Source organism: Geobacillus sp. FSL W8-1251, assembly GCF_038005945.1.
GTDB classification, from domain to species: domain Bacteria; phylum Bacillota; class Bacilli; order Bacillales; family Anoxybacillaceae; genus Geobacillus; species Geobacillus stearothermophilus.
In genome coordinates, this window is record NZ_JBBOUF010000001.1 from 711,969 (window position 1) to 727,625 (window position 15,657).

Sequence of the window (15,657 nt, forward strand, 5' to 3'; positions counted from 1 at the left end):
TTCTCCTCTCCACCTGTATGATACCATAAAAAAGACTATCGCTTCCTTACAAGCGATAGCATCAGCTTTGTTTTTATCCTTCCTCGGTCAGCAGCCGGTCATACAAACGCAGCAGCTGCCGGTATCTCTGTTCATCGGCCTCTTTATTTCCGTTTTCAATATCCTCCAGCTCAGAACGGACGAGTTCCAGCGCGTACTGCTGGCTGAACATCACCTCGAGCAACAGTGTCGCTTCCTCGCCCGACAGCTGAAGCGGCAGCCGCTTCCCCATCTTCATTCCCCCTTTGCCCTTTCCGCTTCATATATATTCATCGGCGGCGGGAAAAAGTCGCGAAAAAAAGCGCCATTTCCGGACAATCAAAAAGGCCGTCCAGACGGATGGCCTTTTCAATAATAGCGCAGCGCCAAATAACCGATCGCAAAAATAGCGAGCAAAGTAGCCAATACGTAAGCGAGCAGCATCGGGTTGCGCATATACGCATGCTCTTGCACCGTTTTCGGAACTGGTCCGTCAAGCTCTCCTTGCCAGCGCTGCTGGCGGCCGAGGCGGACTGTATAGACGAAGCCGATGACTGCGATCAGTACAGAGAGGGCAGATAACACAAAAGTGAGCTGTGCCATAAGTTTCACCTCATGCTTACTTTGCCGCAACGCGGCGATTTTATACGGTCAATAATGGGCGTCATGTTCAAACAAATAGCTGTAGGACAAGTCGATAAACAAATAGTGGCGCTCATCGATCGGATACGAATACGTCCGGATCGTCTCCCCGGTTTCAATGTCTGTGTACAAATCCGATAAAATCCCCCGCCGACGCGAGCGCATGCGAATGATGTTTTCCAAAAAATATGGCCGCCAGCTCCAGTTTTTCATGTAATATTCGTGTTCGAGCTCCCAGCGGCCGCCGCGCTTGAACATGTTGCCCGACTGCTGGAAGCCGTCCTCATCGCAAACGTAAATGCGGAAACAAACGTCATCGAGCTCGGCCGCCAGCGATGAAATGAGTTCGTTGAAATTGCCTGCTTTTTTGTATTTGCCAAGCAACGCCGTGATTCGCTGCTGAAACTGTTCAGAAATATGGTACAGCGTTTCAAGTTTTTTCTTTTCTTGCTGGATGAAGCGATGGCATTCCTGGCGCAGCAAGTCTTTCAACAAATCGCGCGGCACGGCTTCCGGTCCGGGCTTCGCCAAATAATACCCTTGGTAGTAGCGGCCGCCATGCCGCCAAGCGTACTGAAGTTGAAAGGATGTTTCAATATCTTCGTACAAAAGCGTCGCCCCGATTTTGCGGGCCAACAGCGAGATGGAATGGACGATTCCTTGGTATGCCTGATGAACGGACGCTTTTCGCAATTCATGCAAATCGATTTTTAAAATGTCAGGCGACAACACCCCGATCCGCTCCAAGTTGATGCTATGTTCAGCGATGTTGTCGACCGCCACTTTCACACCGTACGTACGGATGTATGTCAATAAATGGTTGAGCTGATCAACATCCCCTTTAAAATGTTGCTCGTTAATTTCTAATACGATGCGGCCAAGCGCCAGTCCTTTCGCCTCATAGGCAAGAAGCAGCTGCAAAAACGACTCGCCGCGATCGAGCATCAACAAATTGGCGTCGCGGTTAAAAAAAATGAGCGGCGTCTGATCCGCAAGCGCCAAAAAATAATCGAGCGCTTTTTTCGTGATCACATCATCCACTTCGATGCGAAATTCTTCTGGAATGGTTTCATCGTGAAAAAACGGCCCAAGGCTGACCGGCCCTGTTTCCGTTTGAAAGCGCCCGAGCACTTCGTATCCGACGACCCCATGCTCATCGGCGCTGAAAATCGGTTGATAGTGCGGAATCACTTGCGGCAAGTTGGCCATCACGTCTAATGCATCCATCGTGTTCACCTCATCCCCATCGACCATCTTTGCCTTTATTATAGCATAATTGCCCAATCGTTCCTGACTCGTAAAAAAGCGGCTCCCCTAACAGCAGGGAATCCACTTGTGACAAAGGCCGTTGCGTGCAATGAGCCGGTTGCCTGCGATAAATGAAGAAATACAGCCTGCAATCCCTTTTGGGTGAGGACCATCTTGCTTTATGGCAAATTTGATTAAAACGGCCGCCGGTTCAGCCATTGGCCGCCGTCAACTGTGATGCAAGCGCCGTTAATGTAAGCGGCTTCATCTGAAAGCAAAAACGAAGCGACCGCCACGATTTCTTCCGGCGTCCCGAGCCGCCCGAGCGGCACGCTTTCCAACGTCATCCGCTCTGCTTCCTCTGATTCCCAAAGCCGCTCCGCCCCGCCGGTCCGCTCAATCGGCCCGGGAGCGATCGCATTGACGCGGAAGCCGTACTTTTTCCCCATTCCACAGCAAGCGTGCGCGTCATTGCCAGCACTCCAGCCTTGGCGCTCGCTGAATGAATGACCCCGGCGCCAGCGTGCCAGGCGTACGTCGCAATAATGTTGAGGATATTTCCTTTCAGGCCACGCTGAACCCAATAGTTGCCGACTTCCCGGCTGCAGTAGAACGTGCCGTTTAACACAATGTTGATGACGCTGTTCCAGCCGTTGATCGACAACTTTTCCGCCGGGAAAATAAAGTTGCCGGCCGCATTGTTCACCAAAGCATCGATGCGGCCAAACTCCGCATCGGCCCGTCCCACCATCTCGGCGACTTGCTCCGGATTGCGCACATCCATCGGCACGGTGAGCACGCGCCCCCCATCAGGCGCAGCAATTTCTCGCTTTGCCTCTTCCAGCGCATCGGCTCTCCTTCCGGTAATGACAACGTTCGCCCCTTCGGAAACAAAACGCTTGGCCATATATTTGCCCATGCCGCTTGATCCGCCTGTCACGATCACAACTTTTCCATTCATTTTCTCTCCCCCTAACATGACTGATGATTCATTCATTTTTCATCATATCATAAAAAGGTTGAATATTCGAACATTATTTTTTCTCTACTTGCCCTTATCTTCCGTTTTTCGTTATAATAATTCTGCTTATGAAAGGACGGACAGAACGATGCACCATATTGAGACAGCAAAAATGAGCCGACGCACGTTTTTAAAAAAGCTGGCGCGCACCGGCCTAGCCGCCGCATTGGCCACAACGGCCGCGTACAGCTATGCCCGCTGGATCGAGCCGGCCTGCGTGTCTGTAACGCGCCATACATTGTCGCACCCGCTCATCCCGAAGTCGTTTGCCGGCGCAACGATGTTGCAATTCAGCGACCTTCATCTCGGTCATTACTATGGATTAAAGCGCTTTGACCAGGTGATCGATCAAATTAACAAGCTAGAGCCGGATTTGATCGTCTTCACCGGCGATCTGCTCCATGAGGCGAACCGATACCCGCACACAGAAGCGGTCGCCGAAGCGCTCGCCCGCCTTCGGGCCCCGCTTGGAAAATTCAGCGTCTACGGCAACCATGATCATGGCGGTTACGGAACAGACATTTACCGCCGGTTGATGGAGCGGGCTGGGTTTCGCGTCCTCGTCAACGAGCATGCGCTTATCCGCCGCGGCCAACACGCGATCGCCATCGCTGGCAGCGACGATATGATGCTCGGCCGTCCGGATTGGTCGAAAATGACAAATGGCATTCCGCCGGCAACGTACACGATCGCCCTCGTCCATGAACCGGACGGCGCCTTGGAAACATCCCGCCTCCCGATTCACGTGCAGCTGTCCGGCCATAGCCATGGTGGGCAAATTCAGTTGCCGTTTATCGGACCGCTCATCACGCCGCCGTTGTCTGAGCGGTATTATGAAGGGTTTTACCACGTCGGCGGACTCTTGTTGTACGTCAACCGCGGCCTTGGCACAACAAGGGTGCCGCTTCGCTTCTTCGCTCCGCCGGAGTTGACCGTTTTTTCGCTTACCCCCGGATAGAAGTAGGACAAACCGGGCAACAACACCGCTTCCTATGTTATAATAGAAAGAAAAAAGGAGACATGCCGATGAAACCGGTGCAATTGACGGTCGACAATATTGCCAAAGCGATTTTTACCGTCAACCGCCATGCCAAAACAGCATTGAACCCTTCGTTTCTTTATCTTCTGAAGAAAAAAGCGATCGAGAAGCTGCTTGAGGAGGGCAAGGCGAAAAAAGTGGGCCTCCATTTTTCCCGCAATCCGAGATACAGCCAACAGCAATCCGACGTGCTTGTCGCCGTCGGCGACTACTACTTCCACATCCCACCGACAAAACAAGATTTCGCCGCCCTTCCACACCTTGGCTCTCTCAACGATTCATACCGCAACCCTCCAGCTCGGATGCGGTATTGTCAAAAGTTTATCCTCCACACTCACGGTTTTCCCTTGAGTTTCAACGGTTGGAAGAAAAAAAGCTTGCCACCCCCGTTGTTTTCGGCCATCATTGAGGTAACGACACCCAACAGCCAAAACAAAGGAGTGACAAGCTTTGTTACCTCAATTATTAGCCTATTTGCTCGAAATAATCAAGACCCAATATCAAATCATTGTGTATTTGATGGGTGTGATCGTGGGAAAATCCTTGAATCTCGAGGACTTGGACGAACCCATCCAAAAGCCGTACCGGAAACTTCAGGTCGATGACCTTCCGATCATCGATGTGCCGGAAACCCTTGATTACCGGAAGCTGTTGGCAGACTATGAAGCCCAGCACGGACGTCCTTTACGGCCCATCCAGCGCCGCGCGAATGCGAAACACCGTGTTCCGGATTCGTTGACCTGCCCTCGCTGCCAGGCTCCCTCTTCTTACCTGTACGCCAATAACGGCGGAAACGGGCAATACCAATGCAAAGTGTGCCAGTGCCGGTTCAACCACCGAAATCGGTTCACCAAGCAAGCGGTCTTTCGCTGCCCGCACTGCAAAAAGACGCTGGAAAAAATCAAGGAACGCAAAGAATACAACATCTATAAGTGCAAGAACAACGCTTGCCCGTTTTACCAGGCCAACCTTCGCCGGATGACGAAGAAGGAGCGCCAACAGTTTCAACAGGATCCTCAAGCCTTCAAGGTGCGGTATTTGTTTCGAGAGTTCTTGTTTGACTTTCTCCCGTTGGCTTCCTCGTCGCTCATCAAGCCGAAGGTCGATTTGTCCCGGCTGGCTGCGTCGCCGCACGTGTTGGGGCTCGTGTTGACGTACTACGTCAACTTTGGGATGTCCTCGAGGGAGACCGCCGCCGCCATGAAGGACATCCATGGCGTCTCGATCTCCCATCAGACGGTGCTCAACTACGCCAACAGCGTCGCGCTTTGGATCAAGCCCTTTGTCGACCGGTTCCCGTATGAGCTGTCCGGTTCGTTTTGCGGGGACGAGACGTATATTCGCGTCAAAGGGCGCTGGCATTACCTGTTCTTTATGTTTGACGCCGTCAAAAAGATCGTGCTGTCGTATCGCGTCTCGCCCAACCGGGACACGCTCTCGGCCATCAAGGCCATCGATGATGTCCTCAGGAAGCTAGCGTCCCTCCCAGACGACTTGTCGTTCGTCGTGGATGGCAACCCGATTTACCTGCTGGCGCAACACTTCTTCGCCCAACACGGGATTTCATTTGACGTCCGCCAAGTGATCGGGCTGACCAATGAGGATCCGGTCTCGGAAGAGTTTCGCCCTCTCAAGCAGATCATCGAGCGATTCAACCGGACCTTTAAAGGCAACTACCGCCCGACCCATGGGTTTGGTGCGGAAGAAGGCTCGGTGTCCTTTGTGACGCTGTTTGTGGCGTATTTCAACTTTCTGCGCCCACACAGCGCGCTCGAAGGCCGGGTGCCGGTCGTCATCCCGGAACTGGCGGATCTTCCGCATATGCCGGCCCGGTGGACGAAGCTGATCGCCATGGCACAAGCGTTTCTCCAACAAGAGGCGGCCTGACTTTTTTGTCCTCCGGAGCCCGTTGAACAGAACTCCTGCCGGATTCGGCGAAGCGAACCCTTGACCAACCGAACACCGCCAAAGGTAAAATTCGGTCATGGCAAGGGCGGCTTTCTTATTGCCTTCTTTTTTGTCCCCGTCGCCCTTGACGACTCTTCCGCACCTTTGGCGGGTGTTGGTCAAGGGCGAATCCGGCCCTCCGCATGCCCCACGATGCTCAATGGGATGATCTGTGTGGAGTTTTCATAGAACTTTTGACGCTACCTCGGATGCCGCTGTCAGAGGCAAAAGCCATTCTCATCGCCTACACCGGACTGAAGGAAAAGCCGGAACAAAAGCCGAAACGGCTGACAAGACCCGTATTTAAACGGCTCGGCGACCGCTATTAAGCGGACGCCGGTTTTTTTCAACAGTGGGCACATCTTAGCGCCGGGTCGGCAACAGGGGCATCGATGTCTCTTTTGCTTCAACCTGCTTTTTCGCCCACCCTGTCTTGCAATGAAAGTCCCCTCTCGTTTTCGCTGCACTAAGAGGCGGTGAAAAGCAACCATTTTCCCTAAATTGATGATTCTCGAATGAAGAGGAGAACAATATCCGTAAGGCTTCTCCATTTGAGGAGAAACATGATTGGGCCGCCTTTCCTGTTCAATCACCGGCCTTCTAAAACAAATAAGCCAGCCGCTGTTCTGTCGGCTACGCTGAGACCCCTTTCCTCTTTATGCTTCCCCATTGTTTTTTTCGACGAATGGCATCGATCACCCCTTCGCACCGCCACCAAGCGGTAAGCGGACGGTACCAAAACGTCTCGGTCAACGCGAAGAAAAACAGCTTCACCAAATCAGAGATGCTCGGGAACTTCCGCTCAGTCCACTCTTCAAGCAAGACGGCTACTGCTGATAACAGCGAACCGTACAAAACCGAAACCGTCAGCAACAAAAGAGCGAATTCGACGTACAAGTTTCCGAGAAATAAGGAGAAAACAACGACAATATAGCCCATCAATTCAACGATCGGACCAAGAAGCTCAATGAACCAAAAATACGGCAGCGAAAGAAGGCCGATTGAGCCATATTTTGGATTGAACAGCATCGATCGATGCATCCATAAGCTTTCCAAAAGCCCGCGATGCCAGCGCCGCCGCTGCCTCCGCAAATCGCCATACGTTTCCGGTGCTTCCGTCCAGCAAACCGGGTCGGGGATGTAGATGATTTTTTTCGCCTCGTTTTTTTCCCGCGCCAGTCGATGCAGACGCACGACGAGCTCCATATCTTCGCCAACTGTATCAGCATATCCCCCTGCTTCAATCACCCAAGGCTTGGAAAAGACGCCGAACGCCCCAGACACAATCAGCAGCAAGTTGTGGCGGCTTAAGCCGAGACGGCCGAGCAAAAACGCACGCAAATATTCAATCGTTTGCATAATGACGAGCGGCCGCCGCGACAACCCAACCTGGACGATCTCACCGCGTTCAATCCGGCAGCCATTGGCGATGTGGACGCTTCCTCCAGAAGCGATGATCTCCCCGTCGGACTCAAGCATTGGTTTCATCACTTTCAAAAACGCGCGCCGCTCCAAAACCGAATCGCCGTCAATCGTGCAAATGTATGGATAGCGAGAAGCGTTGATTCCCGCGTTCAACGCATCCGCTTTCCCACCGTTTTCTTTATCCAGCACAAACAAATGGGGATAATTAAGCGACTGATAAACCGCCTTAATTTCCTTTGCGTCCAGCTGGCGGCGAATGACGCGATAGACCAGCTGCAAATGAAAATGCTCAATCAGCCGTTCAAGCGTTTTGTCAGTCGATCCATCGTTAATGACAATGACCTCGTACTCAGGATATTCAATAGCCAGCAGCGACCGCACCGAGCCGACGATGCCCGCTTCCTCATTATAAGCGGGAACAAGAATGGACACCGGTTTGGCATAGCTCGCATCGAGCAGCTCTTCATACGGCTCCCAGTCATCAAGACGATGAATGCGGCGCAAATGGATGAACGAGACAACAAGCAAAAAGGCATAAAAAAGCAGAACGATGACCATGTAAATCAGTACAATATGTCCTGCGACCCAAAGAAACGAACGCCACGCTTCCACTATCATTCTCCTCCTCCAAGCCACTGCCTCGCCATATCACGAGCATAACGATCCGATGCTGTGCGCGCCGCGGCGCGCAACGCCGTTCGGCCTCCCGGCAGACGCGCGATGGCCGCGGCGGCTTCGGAACGAACAACAAATGAACGGTCGCTAAGCCGCTCATACAGCAACGGAAGAAGCCGCTCTTCGCGGCATTTTCCCGCCAGGCGGGCAGCCATCAGCCGCTCTTGCCAATGGGAGGAGCACAAATGCTGCTTGAGCCTCTCCGCTTCAAGCGGCATGCCGATTTCCGCCATCGCCTTGAGCGCGCGAACGCGAAGTTCCGACTCATCGGATGCCAACAGCTCCAGCAAAAACGACCGCTCCTCGCGCCGGCGGATGCCGATCATATCCACGAACGCGCACTTCCCCGCCCGCGTCAGTTCATCAAATCGCTGTTCCACCTGTCGAAGCAGCCGCTCGCTCATATGGCCAAAAATAACTCGGTACGCAAACTCGGTCAATTCGTATTTCGGCTCAAGCACGTAGGTCACCACTGGGCTATAGTCAAATCGGGCAAAAATTGTCAACAGTTTTTCTTCTTCTCCTCTCGTCACCCGGTCGGAGCGGTACAATCGCTCCATCTCCAGCAACATCGCCTTCATCTGCAAATCCTCTATCAAAAACAGTGCGTTCATCCGCTCGCTCCAATCCCGACTTGACAACCAGCGGCGCAGCCATCCTTGAAAATGCTTTTCCGCCAATGTTCGGATTCTCTCCTGCACCTGTTCGCCTTTCAAGAGCGAAGCGAAATGGTCAAGGAGCTCCATCATCGCCTCACGCTCAAGCGGCGAAGACGGCAACGGCAGCTCTTCCTCTTCGCCGAGCACATGACGAAACAGCGGAAGATGGAGCCGCTTTTTCAAAGCCCTGATCTCTGCCTGGCGTCTATTTTCCCTCCCTTTTCGCACCACCAAATAGAGAAATAGGTTTACTAACAGTGCAAGGAAAACAATCGTTGCGGCTAAGGCAGAAAAAAGCGCCATCACTCCTCCAACTCCTTCAACAACCGGCGCAGCCGCGCCTCAAGCTCAAGCCATTTAAACGGCTTTGTCACATATTCGTCCGCTCCTCGGTTCAGCGCATGGGCAATATCCCGCTCATCTTGGCGCGACGTCAGCATCATCACCTTGTATGGCTTTCGCTCTTGACGGAGGCGGTTCAACACCTCAAGGCCGCCCATTTTTGGCATCACCCGATCCAAAATGACGACAGATTGCCGCCCGCTTTGATAAAACGGAGATTCGAGAAACGAAAGGCCGTCGCCAAACTCGTAAATGTCCGCTTTCCTCCCCTGCTCATTGACGAGCTTGCGGACAAGATCAGCAATCATCATCCGCACGAGTTCATCGTCGTCTACGATGGCAATCGCCCATCGCCGCCGATCCGTTGATGCTTGGCTTGGGGCCTCATCCGAAGAACCGCTTTTCTCACGCGCCGCCTCTTCGATCCGATTGCCACCGCCTCGTTTCGCCGCATACAGCGCCTTGTCGGCCAGACGCAGCCAATAGTCAAGCGGCCGATCCGGTTCATCACACTCAACCAGGCCGGCGGAAAACGTACATGATAGAAGTGCGCCATCCGCCGCGATTTTTTCGGCGGCGAACTGGCGTTGCAGCCGCTCAAGCACTGCACGAGCCTCGCTTTTGGACGTTTTGGCCAGCCAAACGACAAACTCTTCGCCCCCAAAGCGAACGACGGTATCCACTCCACGTGTATGTTGGCGCAAAAAGGCAGCCAGCTTTTGCAATACCGCATCGCCTGCAAGGTGGCCGAAACGGTCATTGACTTGTTTGAAATGGTCCAAATCAAGCAACGCCAAACAGCTTGGCGCTCCGTAACGCTCGAGGTCGCTCCGAAGGCGGGCGTATACCCGCGGCAAATACTTCCGGTTATACACACCTGTCAATTCGTCAATGAGCACAAGGTCATCGATTTTTCGTTTTTTTTCAATGAGCCGGCGAACGCGAACGAACAGCTCATCTGCCGCTGGGGTGGTGATGACATCATCCGCGCCAAGCTCATAACCTTTCAACCGCCCCTCTTTGCCCTCGTCTCTCCTCACAATGACAACAGGAAGATAGGGGCGCTGTCCGGCGCGCTCAAGCAAAACCGTCAAGTCCGGATTCTCCCACTCTCCCTCCTTCACGCTGACGATGATGCAATCCGGGCTGAGACGAAACATCGACGCGGCCGCCTGCTCAAGGGAGGGAATCGTCGTGAAACGCCATGGCACGGTTTGCAGGGCGCCGCGGACGTAAGCAAAAAACAGGGGATCATTTCCACAGAGGAGAATAGCTGCTTCCGGCCCTTGGCGGTGCGAAGAGGGAATGGTGGCAGAAGCCGCTTCCCCGGCTTCATAGAAGCAGCGAAGGAGAGGAACCATCTCCATCAGCGCCTCCTCCGCTGTCCATTGCCGTTCCGTTTGGCCGTTCAACCGGTGAATGAGCCGCTCTGCTTCAGCAGCGATGTCGCTAAGGCCAATCACCGCCGCCGTCCGGCCGACAGCATTGAAAAATCGGGCCAATTCCACACCGTCAAGCGGCGATCCCGTCCTCCATCGTTCGTATTGTTCATGGATGCGGTCCAACAGTGAGGCGACAGATCGATCCATATTCCCTCTCCTTTCGATCATCGTTCCGTTTTCCCCAACCGACTGACATCCTCCCTCTAGAAATGTTGATCTATCAAGGCTTTTCGGCCTCTCAGGGGTGTCCAAAAAATATTTTTCGACAAAATCCCTTACATCCTCCCTCTAGAAATGTTGATCTATCAAGGCTTTTCGGCCTCTCAGGGGTGTCCAAAAAATATTTTTCGACAAAATCCCTTACATCCTTTTTCAGTTTTGTGGATATCTTACAGACCTAGGGTGCGCTTCGCGGCCACGGCTGGTTATATTTTCCTGCCGTGGGGGAAGCGTATTCGATGCACCCTTTGGATCTCCGCGTCGCTGATGAGGACGAACCCTCCCATGTCTCCGGGCGTCTTCGCGCCAACATTCCCTCGTTCGGTCTCGTCATCAGGCGGAGGCCGGCCAAGCTCCTTTGGGGACTCAAGGTCGAATGGATAAAATCACGCCAGCTTCTCCGGTGTCATCCTGTTGTCCAACGATTCTTCCGTTCGCAGGGGGAGGCCTTAGGCCGCCCGTTGCACCTGGGACAAGACGTCCTGTTTCATTCGCTCCGCGTCAAAGGCTTGTTTCTTCGTACAAATCGCAAACAGCACATTCAACAGCTTCCGGCACAAGGCGACGATGGATTGCTTTCCGGTCAGCGGGTTGACGGATCGGGTCGTGTAATATTCATGCAGCTCGCGAAACGCCTCGTTGTGCCGGATCAGCGGAATCATCGCCCGAAACAGCACCGAGCGCAGCCGTTTCCGTCCCCGTTTGGAGATGTGCTTTTGCCCTTTGCGCTGGCCGGAGGAGTTCTCCTTGAGCGTCAGGCCCGCCAACTTCACCAATTGGCGCGGGTCCCGATAATGGGCGAAGCTGCCGATCTCCGCCAACAGATCGATAATCGTGGCGTCTCCCAACCCGTCGACCGTTTTCAGCCATTGATACTCCATCGTCGTTTGAACCAATGCCTTCAACTCGGCGTCCAACGCGGCGATCTCCGCCTCCAATTGGCGGTATCGGCGGACGAGCGCGGCGATCTCAAACCGGGCCATCGTCGTCCCTTCCGTCACCCCAATGGAGTCCTTCGCGGCGTTGATCAACGCCTGAATTTTGGCCTTCTGCGGGCATTTCAGCCCTTCGCTTTGCCGGTACACCTCGATGAGCTCCTCGGCGGATCGGCCGGCCATATCGGCCGGAAGCGGCGTCCACTCCAGCACCGAAAGCGCCGTTTTCCCCAGGTCGCGAAACACCGTCCAAAACTCCGGAAAATATCGGTCGGTCCAGCGGACGATCGCGTTTTTCACCGCCGTCTGTTCCTTGCGGAGCTTCTCTTTGAGCGTGCTTCCCACGCGCAAATCGGCTTCGATCTCGTGCAGCAGCCGGGGGACGAGGAATCGTCCGTCTTTTGCCAGTCTGGCAATGACCAGGGCGTCTTTGGCGTCGTGTTTCGTCGGCAGGTTGTCATCGAGTTCTTTCGACCGGCACACATGCGCCGGGTTGACCATGACCAACGGGATCCCGTGCTCCTCGAGGAAGTAGGCCAGGTTCAACCAGTAGTGCCCGGTCGGCTCCACCGCGACGATCACCTCTGACTTCCCAAACGCTTGCATCGCCTCCTGAATCGCTTTATACAGCTGCTGAAACCCCTCTTTCGACTGGAAGATCGGGAACGACTTGCGAAGCACGCGCCCCCGGTCATCCACGAAGCAGGCGTAGTGAGTTCGTTTCGCGATATCGATGCCCACGACAAGCGTTTGTTCCGTAACTTGATCAATTTTATAGTTTTGTGTACAATTCATCTGAAGTCCTCCTTGGCATGATGGTAGGTATTGTTTGACACCCCTGCATCATACCAAGAGGGCTTTTTTTGATCAAGTCCCCGGAAAAGCTCCTAACGGGAATGCTCCTTTTTTCTATTACTACCCGTGGTGCTAGATAAACTCAAACAAGCATAAAAATAGCCCTTGCATGAGGATCTCCTTAAAATGAAAGTGCAACCAAACATTGAAAGGAGAATCCCTATGCAAGAGCACTTTCATTTTACTACAGATCAAGCAAAGATTCAAAAGCAATATGCCGCCATTTTCTTTTTTGTCTCTGCCCAACTGTCATCGATTCAGATGTACCTACAGCGTCGCAACCGCCATTTGGTCAAACAGGAAGACGCCGTGGTCATCGCGATTCATCTTTTAGGAAAGTTGCTCGGTTTTACTTCTGAACGGGCGTGGCATCGTTTTGTCACGGGAAATTTGTTCACAAACGGCTCGTTTCTTGAACGCTCCCGATACAACCGCCGTTGCCGGGCGCTTGGTTTCGCCATCAAATGGATCCGTCATGAGCTGGCAAAACGCGGTCAACATCATGCCTATGCCGTCGTGGACAGCTTGCCGCTCCCGTTGTGCCATACGGCAAGAATGCATCGCGTCAAACGGTTTCAAGAGATCGCCGACATCGGGTATTGCGCTTCCAAAAAGCAATGGTACTACGGGTTGAAGCTGCACCTTCAAGTGACCGATCAAGGGCTGCCAATGGGGTATGTGGTGACGGAAGCATCTTGCCACGATCGAATCGCAGCCGAAAGCGTGATGACCCAAATTCCCCACCCGTATAACTTTGGGGACAAAGGATTCATTAGCCGTGACTTGCAAAAAAGGCTGTACGAAGAATACCAAATGGCGCTTTGGACTCCGTCTCGAAAAAACCAGAAACATCGTGCGTCTGAGACATGGGAGCAGTGGATCCAACAAAAACGCAAAGTGATCGAGACGGTGTTCTCGGTTCTGGTTGACCACTATCGCATCACGGGGATCCGAGCCAATTCGATTATCGGATTTGAAGTGGCACTAGACGGTATATTGTTAGCTTATTCCCTGGTTACACTTGGGCTAGTTGAGCGCTAAAGCTCAACTAGCACCACGGGTTATTACTAATATAATCGATCCAAGCAAAAAAGGTTCATCACCAAAAGTTGTACTTGTACCTGTCATGAAAGTATGTTAGCTGTTTCTAGCCGGACCCGCCATGCAAAACGCTGGATATTTCTGTATCCGTATCCCCCACGTTTCATCAGCTTGATCTTGTTATTTGTTCCCTCCATTTTCCCATTTGAATAAGGGGATAAAATGCACGATATGATTTCGTCTGTTCGTTTGACGAGTGATTTTGCGATGGCGCGAACAGCAGAACAAGGACAAAACAAATACCGATGAACCCAGGCGTTCAAACGACGTTTCGCTTGTCGCTCGCTTTGGCTTTTGGATACATAACGAAAATGTTGAAGGGATTGATAGACAGCCTGCAAAGAATCGCTCTCTTTCTGCCACTTTCGCACCGTTTGGCGCTCCTCCTCGGTGAGTTTCTCGGGACACTGGGTCAATCAGCGGCAAACATACCGAACATGCCCGTGTTTCTTGTTCCCTTTTCCGAAGGATTGGCGGCATCGATCCAACGCTTCCGTAAACAATTGAATCACATGAAAATAATCGACCACATGCTTCGCTTCCAGACACCCCCCTTGAATGGCTTTTTTCATCGCTGGAGCCAAATCACTCACGACATACTGAACAGAACCAGACACAGGAGCCAACACACGTCCAATGGCTTCCTCGTTCTTTCCTGCTTCAACGGCATACACTTCTCCCGTTTCGGCATCCATGACTTCCACTCCGTAATCCTGTCCTTTTCGAAACGCAAACTCATCGACACAAACTGCCTTTGGTTGGATGTCATTCGATAGGAAGGGGCATGGGTATAAAACCAGCGTTCAACGGTCGTGTACGGAAGCTTGAGCATACGAGCCACCGCCTGAATGGATGTTCCGATGCAAGATTGCGCCACCCATTGCTGAAACGCATCCGTCGCTGCACTTCGAGGGGAAATTCCGGGATAAGACGTGCTGAATGTCATGCCACATGTACAACAACGTCTACGCTCCACAGGGAGTTCCACCCAAAAGATGCCGATCCGTTGAGCATACCCATGCATCCATTGCTTCTTTTTTCCTGTCATTTTGATCGTGCGTTTCAAGCAAACAGGACATAACGGGCATTGTTCAGGAAGAGAAAGTTCGAAAATCCAACGTTCTTCTTCTTTTCGCACCTTTTGAATCAAAACATCTGGTAAATCGATGAGTTCTTTGATAAACTGAGCGTACATGCGAATTTTCCTCCAATGGTTTGGACACCCCCATACAGGAAAATTCGCATTTTTTGTATCCTCTATTTTCCCTATGCATACCTATCTTAAAATCTCAAGTACAACTTGTGGTGAAGAGCCGCAAAAAAATTAAAAGAAAAGACGCGCAACAGCCAACAATTTCCCAGCCGCATAAAAAAGCCGCTGCCTTTTTGCAACGGCTTTGTTCAATACAAAAAGTCCAATAGGCGTCGGTCAGCTAAATTCGTGTCAACCGGACAGACTTCTGCATCACGCCCGTACTGCCACACCCAGACATTCGCGCTGCAAGGCGGGGCAGCCGGCTGATAGCGCGGCGCTTTCTGCTCTTTCGTCGTTCCCGGCCTTGGTGCGGCGCTCCAAATGACCGCCTGCACCGCCACTTGGTTGTTCCGGCTGACCGCCTCGCAATAGGCAACGGCGAAATCCCCTTTCGTCGGGTCCGCGTACAGCCCCGGCCGGTATCCGGTCGGATAGAGCGTTTCCACCCAAGCAGCGATCCAAGCGGCATCCACAGCGAAAAAGTCTTCGATGTTGGCAAACAGCAGTTTATTTTTCGGAATGCCGAGCCGCCGCGCATGGAACACCGCGTTGCGCGCCGCCACCTGACCGTTCGCATAGCCGACCGCTTCGCGGAAGGCGTTATAAATCGGCAGCACCTTCACGCCATAGCTGCGGATGCGGGCGATCTCGTCGCGTGTCAACCCTTCGGACACGTTCGGCACTTCCGACAAATAACGGCCCCAAAATTTCGGATAGCCAAGCTCCGTCCGCACGCATTGAAACAGCTGATCCGTTACGGCTTGCGCCGAGTCGACGCCCCACACTCCTCTTGCCATCGGTTCCCCTCCTTCGCGCTTACACTGCCGTCATTAT

The 15,657-nt window shown here is 52.9% G+C and carries 11 protein-coding genes and 4 pseudogenes; 5 read left to right on the top strand and 10 right to left on the bottom strand.

All coding sequences use genetic code 11. The features are described from left to right. Positions 1-73 precede the first annotated feature (73 nt). From abbA to fadH, 4 genes and pseudogenes are all read right to left on the bottom strand, one after another. The gene (abbA, locus tag NSS88_RS03615; protein WP_055358210.1) at positions 74-271 is read right to left on the bottom strand and encodes an antirepressor AbbA; all 198 of its coding nucleotides are present in this window, start codon (positions 269-271) and stop codon (positions 74-76) included. Between the two features lie 116 nt (positions 272-387). After that, positions 388-621 (bottom strand): hypothetical protein, encoded by a 234-nt coding sequence (locus tag NSS88_RS03620; protein WP_033016232.1) that lies wholly within the window; start codon positions 619-621, stop codon positions 388-390. Positions 622-669: 48 nt separating this feature from the next. Continuing rightward, positions 670-1,887: an EAL domain-containing protein gene (locus tag NSS88_RS03625; RefSeq protein ID WP_050368776.1), complete on the bottom strand. Its 1,218-nt coding sequence runs from the start codon at positions 1,885-1,887 to the stop codon at positions 670-672. A gap of 215 nt (positions 1,888-2,102) precedes the next feature. Beyond that, positions 2,103-2,869: pseudogene (fadH, locus tag NSS88_RS03630) on the bottom strand (2,4-dienoyl-CoA reductase). A gap of 148 nt (positions 2,870-3,017) precedes the next feature. Between fadH and NSS88_RS03635 the strand changes: the two are divergent. The 4 genes and pseudogenes from NSS88_RS03635 to NSS88_RS03650 all read left to right on the top strand — a co-directional run. Then, positions 3,018-3,887: a metallophosphoesterase gene (locus tag NSS88_RS03635; RefSeq protein WP_049624542.1), complete on the top strand. Its 870-nt coding sequence runs from the start codon at positions 3,018-3,020 to the stop codon at positions 3,885-3,887. Between the two features lie 68 nt (positions 3,888-3,955). Next, a pseudogene (locus NSS88_RS03640) lies at positions 3,956-4,354 on the top strand (YkyB family protein); the annotation flags it as partial. A 64-nt stretch (positions 4,355-4,418) separates the two neighbouring features. Continuing rightward, positions 4,419-5,855 (top strand): DDE-type integrase/transposase/recombinase, encoded by a 1,437-nt coding sequence (locus NSS88_RS03645; RefSeq protein ID WP_095859072.1) that lies wholly within the window; start codon positions 4,419-4,421, stop codon positions 5,853-5,855. Positions 5,856-6,121: 266 nt separating this feature from the next. After that, positions 6,122-6,244, top strand: a pseudogene (locus tag NSS88_RS03650) (YkyB family protein); the annotation flags it as partial. 304 nt (positions 6,245-6,548) lie between these two features. Here the strand turns inward: NSS88_RS03650 and NSS88_RS03655 are convergent. The 4 genes from NSS88_RS03655 to NSS88_RS03670 form a co-directional block, all read right to left on the bottom strand. Beyond that, entirely contained in the window at positions 6,549-7,958 is a 1,410-nt protein-coding gene (locus NSS88_RS03655) for a glycosyltransferase family 2 protein (protein WP_049624541.1), read from the bottom strand. After that, on the bottom strand, positions 7,955-8,857 hold the full coding sequence (locus NSS88_RS03660) for a HEAT repeat domain-containing protein (RefSeq protein WP_231107621.1): 903 nt from the start codon (positions 8,855-8,857) through the stop codon (positions 7,955-7,957). Before NSS88_RS03660 ends, NSS88_RS03655 begins: the two co-directional genes overlap by 4 nt. A 119-nt stretch (positions 8,858-8,976) precedes the next feature. Beyond that, on the bottom strand, positions 8,977-10,605 hold the full coding sequence (locus NSS88_RS03665; RefSeq protein WP_061580870.1) for a diguanylate cyclase: 1,629 nt from the start codon (positions 10,603-10,605) through the stop codon (positions 8,977-8,979). A 521-nt stretch (positions 10,606-11,126) separates the two neighbouring features. Beyond that, the gene (locus NSS88_RS03670; RefSeq protein ID WP_014195603.1) at positions 11,127-12,407 is read right to left on the bottom strand and encodes an IS110 family transposase; all 1,281 of its coding nucleotides are present in this window, start codon (positions 12,405-12,407) and stop codon (positions 11,127-11,129) included. Positions 12,408-12,629: 222 nt separating this feature from the next. Between NSS88_RS03670 and NSS88_RS03675 the strand changes: the two genes are divergently transcribed. Further along, positions 12,630-13,508 carry an IS982 family transposase gene (locus NSS88_RS03675; RefSeq protein WP_055357903.1) on the top strand — a complete coding sequence of 293 codons (879 nt, stop codon included), beginning with the start codon at positions 12,630-12,632 and terminating at the stop codon, positions 13,506-13,508. An 83-nt stretch (positions 13,509-13,591) separates the two neighbouring features. Here NSS88_RS03675 and NSS88_RS03680 read toward each other — a convergent pair. Then, positions 13,592-14,763: pseudogene (locus tag NSS88_RS03680) on the bottom strand (ISL3 family transposase). 206 nt (positions 14,764-14,969) lie between these two features. Beyond that, entirely contained in the window at positions 14,970-15,620 is a 651-nt protein-coding gene (locus NSS88_RS03685) for a glycoside hydrolase domain-containing protein (protein ID WP_055358212.1), read from the bottom strand. Between the last annotated feature and the right edge of the window lie 37 nt (positions 15,621-15,657).

Bases quoted from the DNA above. Each gene is read 5' to 3' on its own strand.
- NSS88_RS03665 (WP_061580870.1), bottom strand. From the start codon at position 10,605: ATGGATCGATCTGTCGCCTCACTGTTGGACCGCATCCATGAACAATAC.
- abbA (WP_055358210.1), bottom strand. From the start codon at position 271: ATGGGGAAGCGGCTGCCGCTTCAGCTGTCGGGCGAGGAAGCGACACTG.
- NSS88_RS03675 (WP_055357903.1), top strand. From the start codon at position 12,630: ATGCAAGAGCACTTTCATTTTACTACAGATCAAGCAAAGATTCAAAAG.
- NSS88_RS03620 (WP_033016232.1), bottom strand. From the start codon at position 621: ATGGCACAGCTCACTTTTGTGTTATCTGCCCTCTCTGTACTGATCGCA.
- NSS88_RS03685 (WP_055358212.1), bottom strand. From the start codon at position 15,620: ATGGCAAGAGGAGTGTGGGGCGTCGACTCGGCGCAAGCCGTAACGGAT.
- NSS88_RS03625 (WP_050368776.1), bottom strand. From the start codon at position 1,887: ATGGATGCATTAGACGTGATGGCCAACTTGCCGCAAGTGATTCCGCAC.
- NSS88_RS03635 (WP_049624542.1), top strand. From the start codon at position 3,018: ATGCACCATATTGAGACAGCAAAAATGAGCCGACGCACGTTTTTAAAA.
- NSS88_RS03655 (WP_049624541.1), bottom strand. From the start codon at position 7,958: ATGATAGTGGAAGCGTGGCGTTCGTTTCTTTGGGTCGCAGGACATATT.
- NSS88_RS03670 (WP_014195603.1), bottom strand. From the start codon at position 12,407: ATGAATTGTACACAAAACTATAAAATTGATCAAGTTACGGAACAAACG.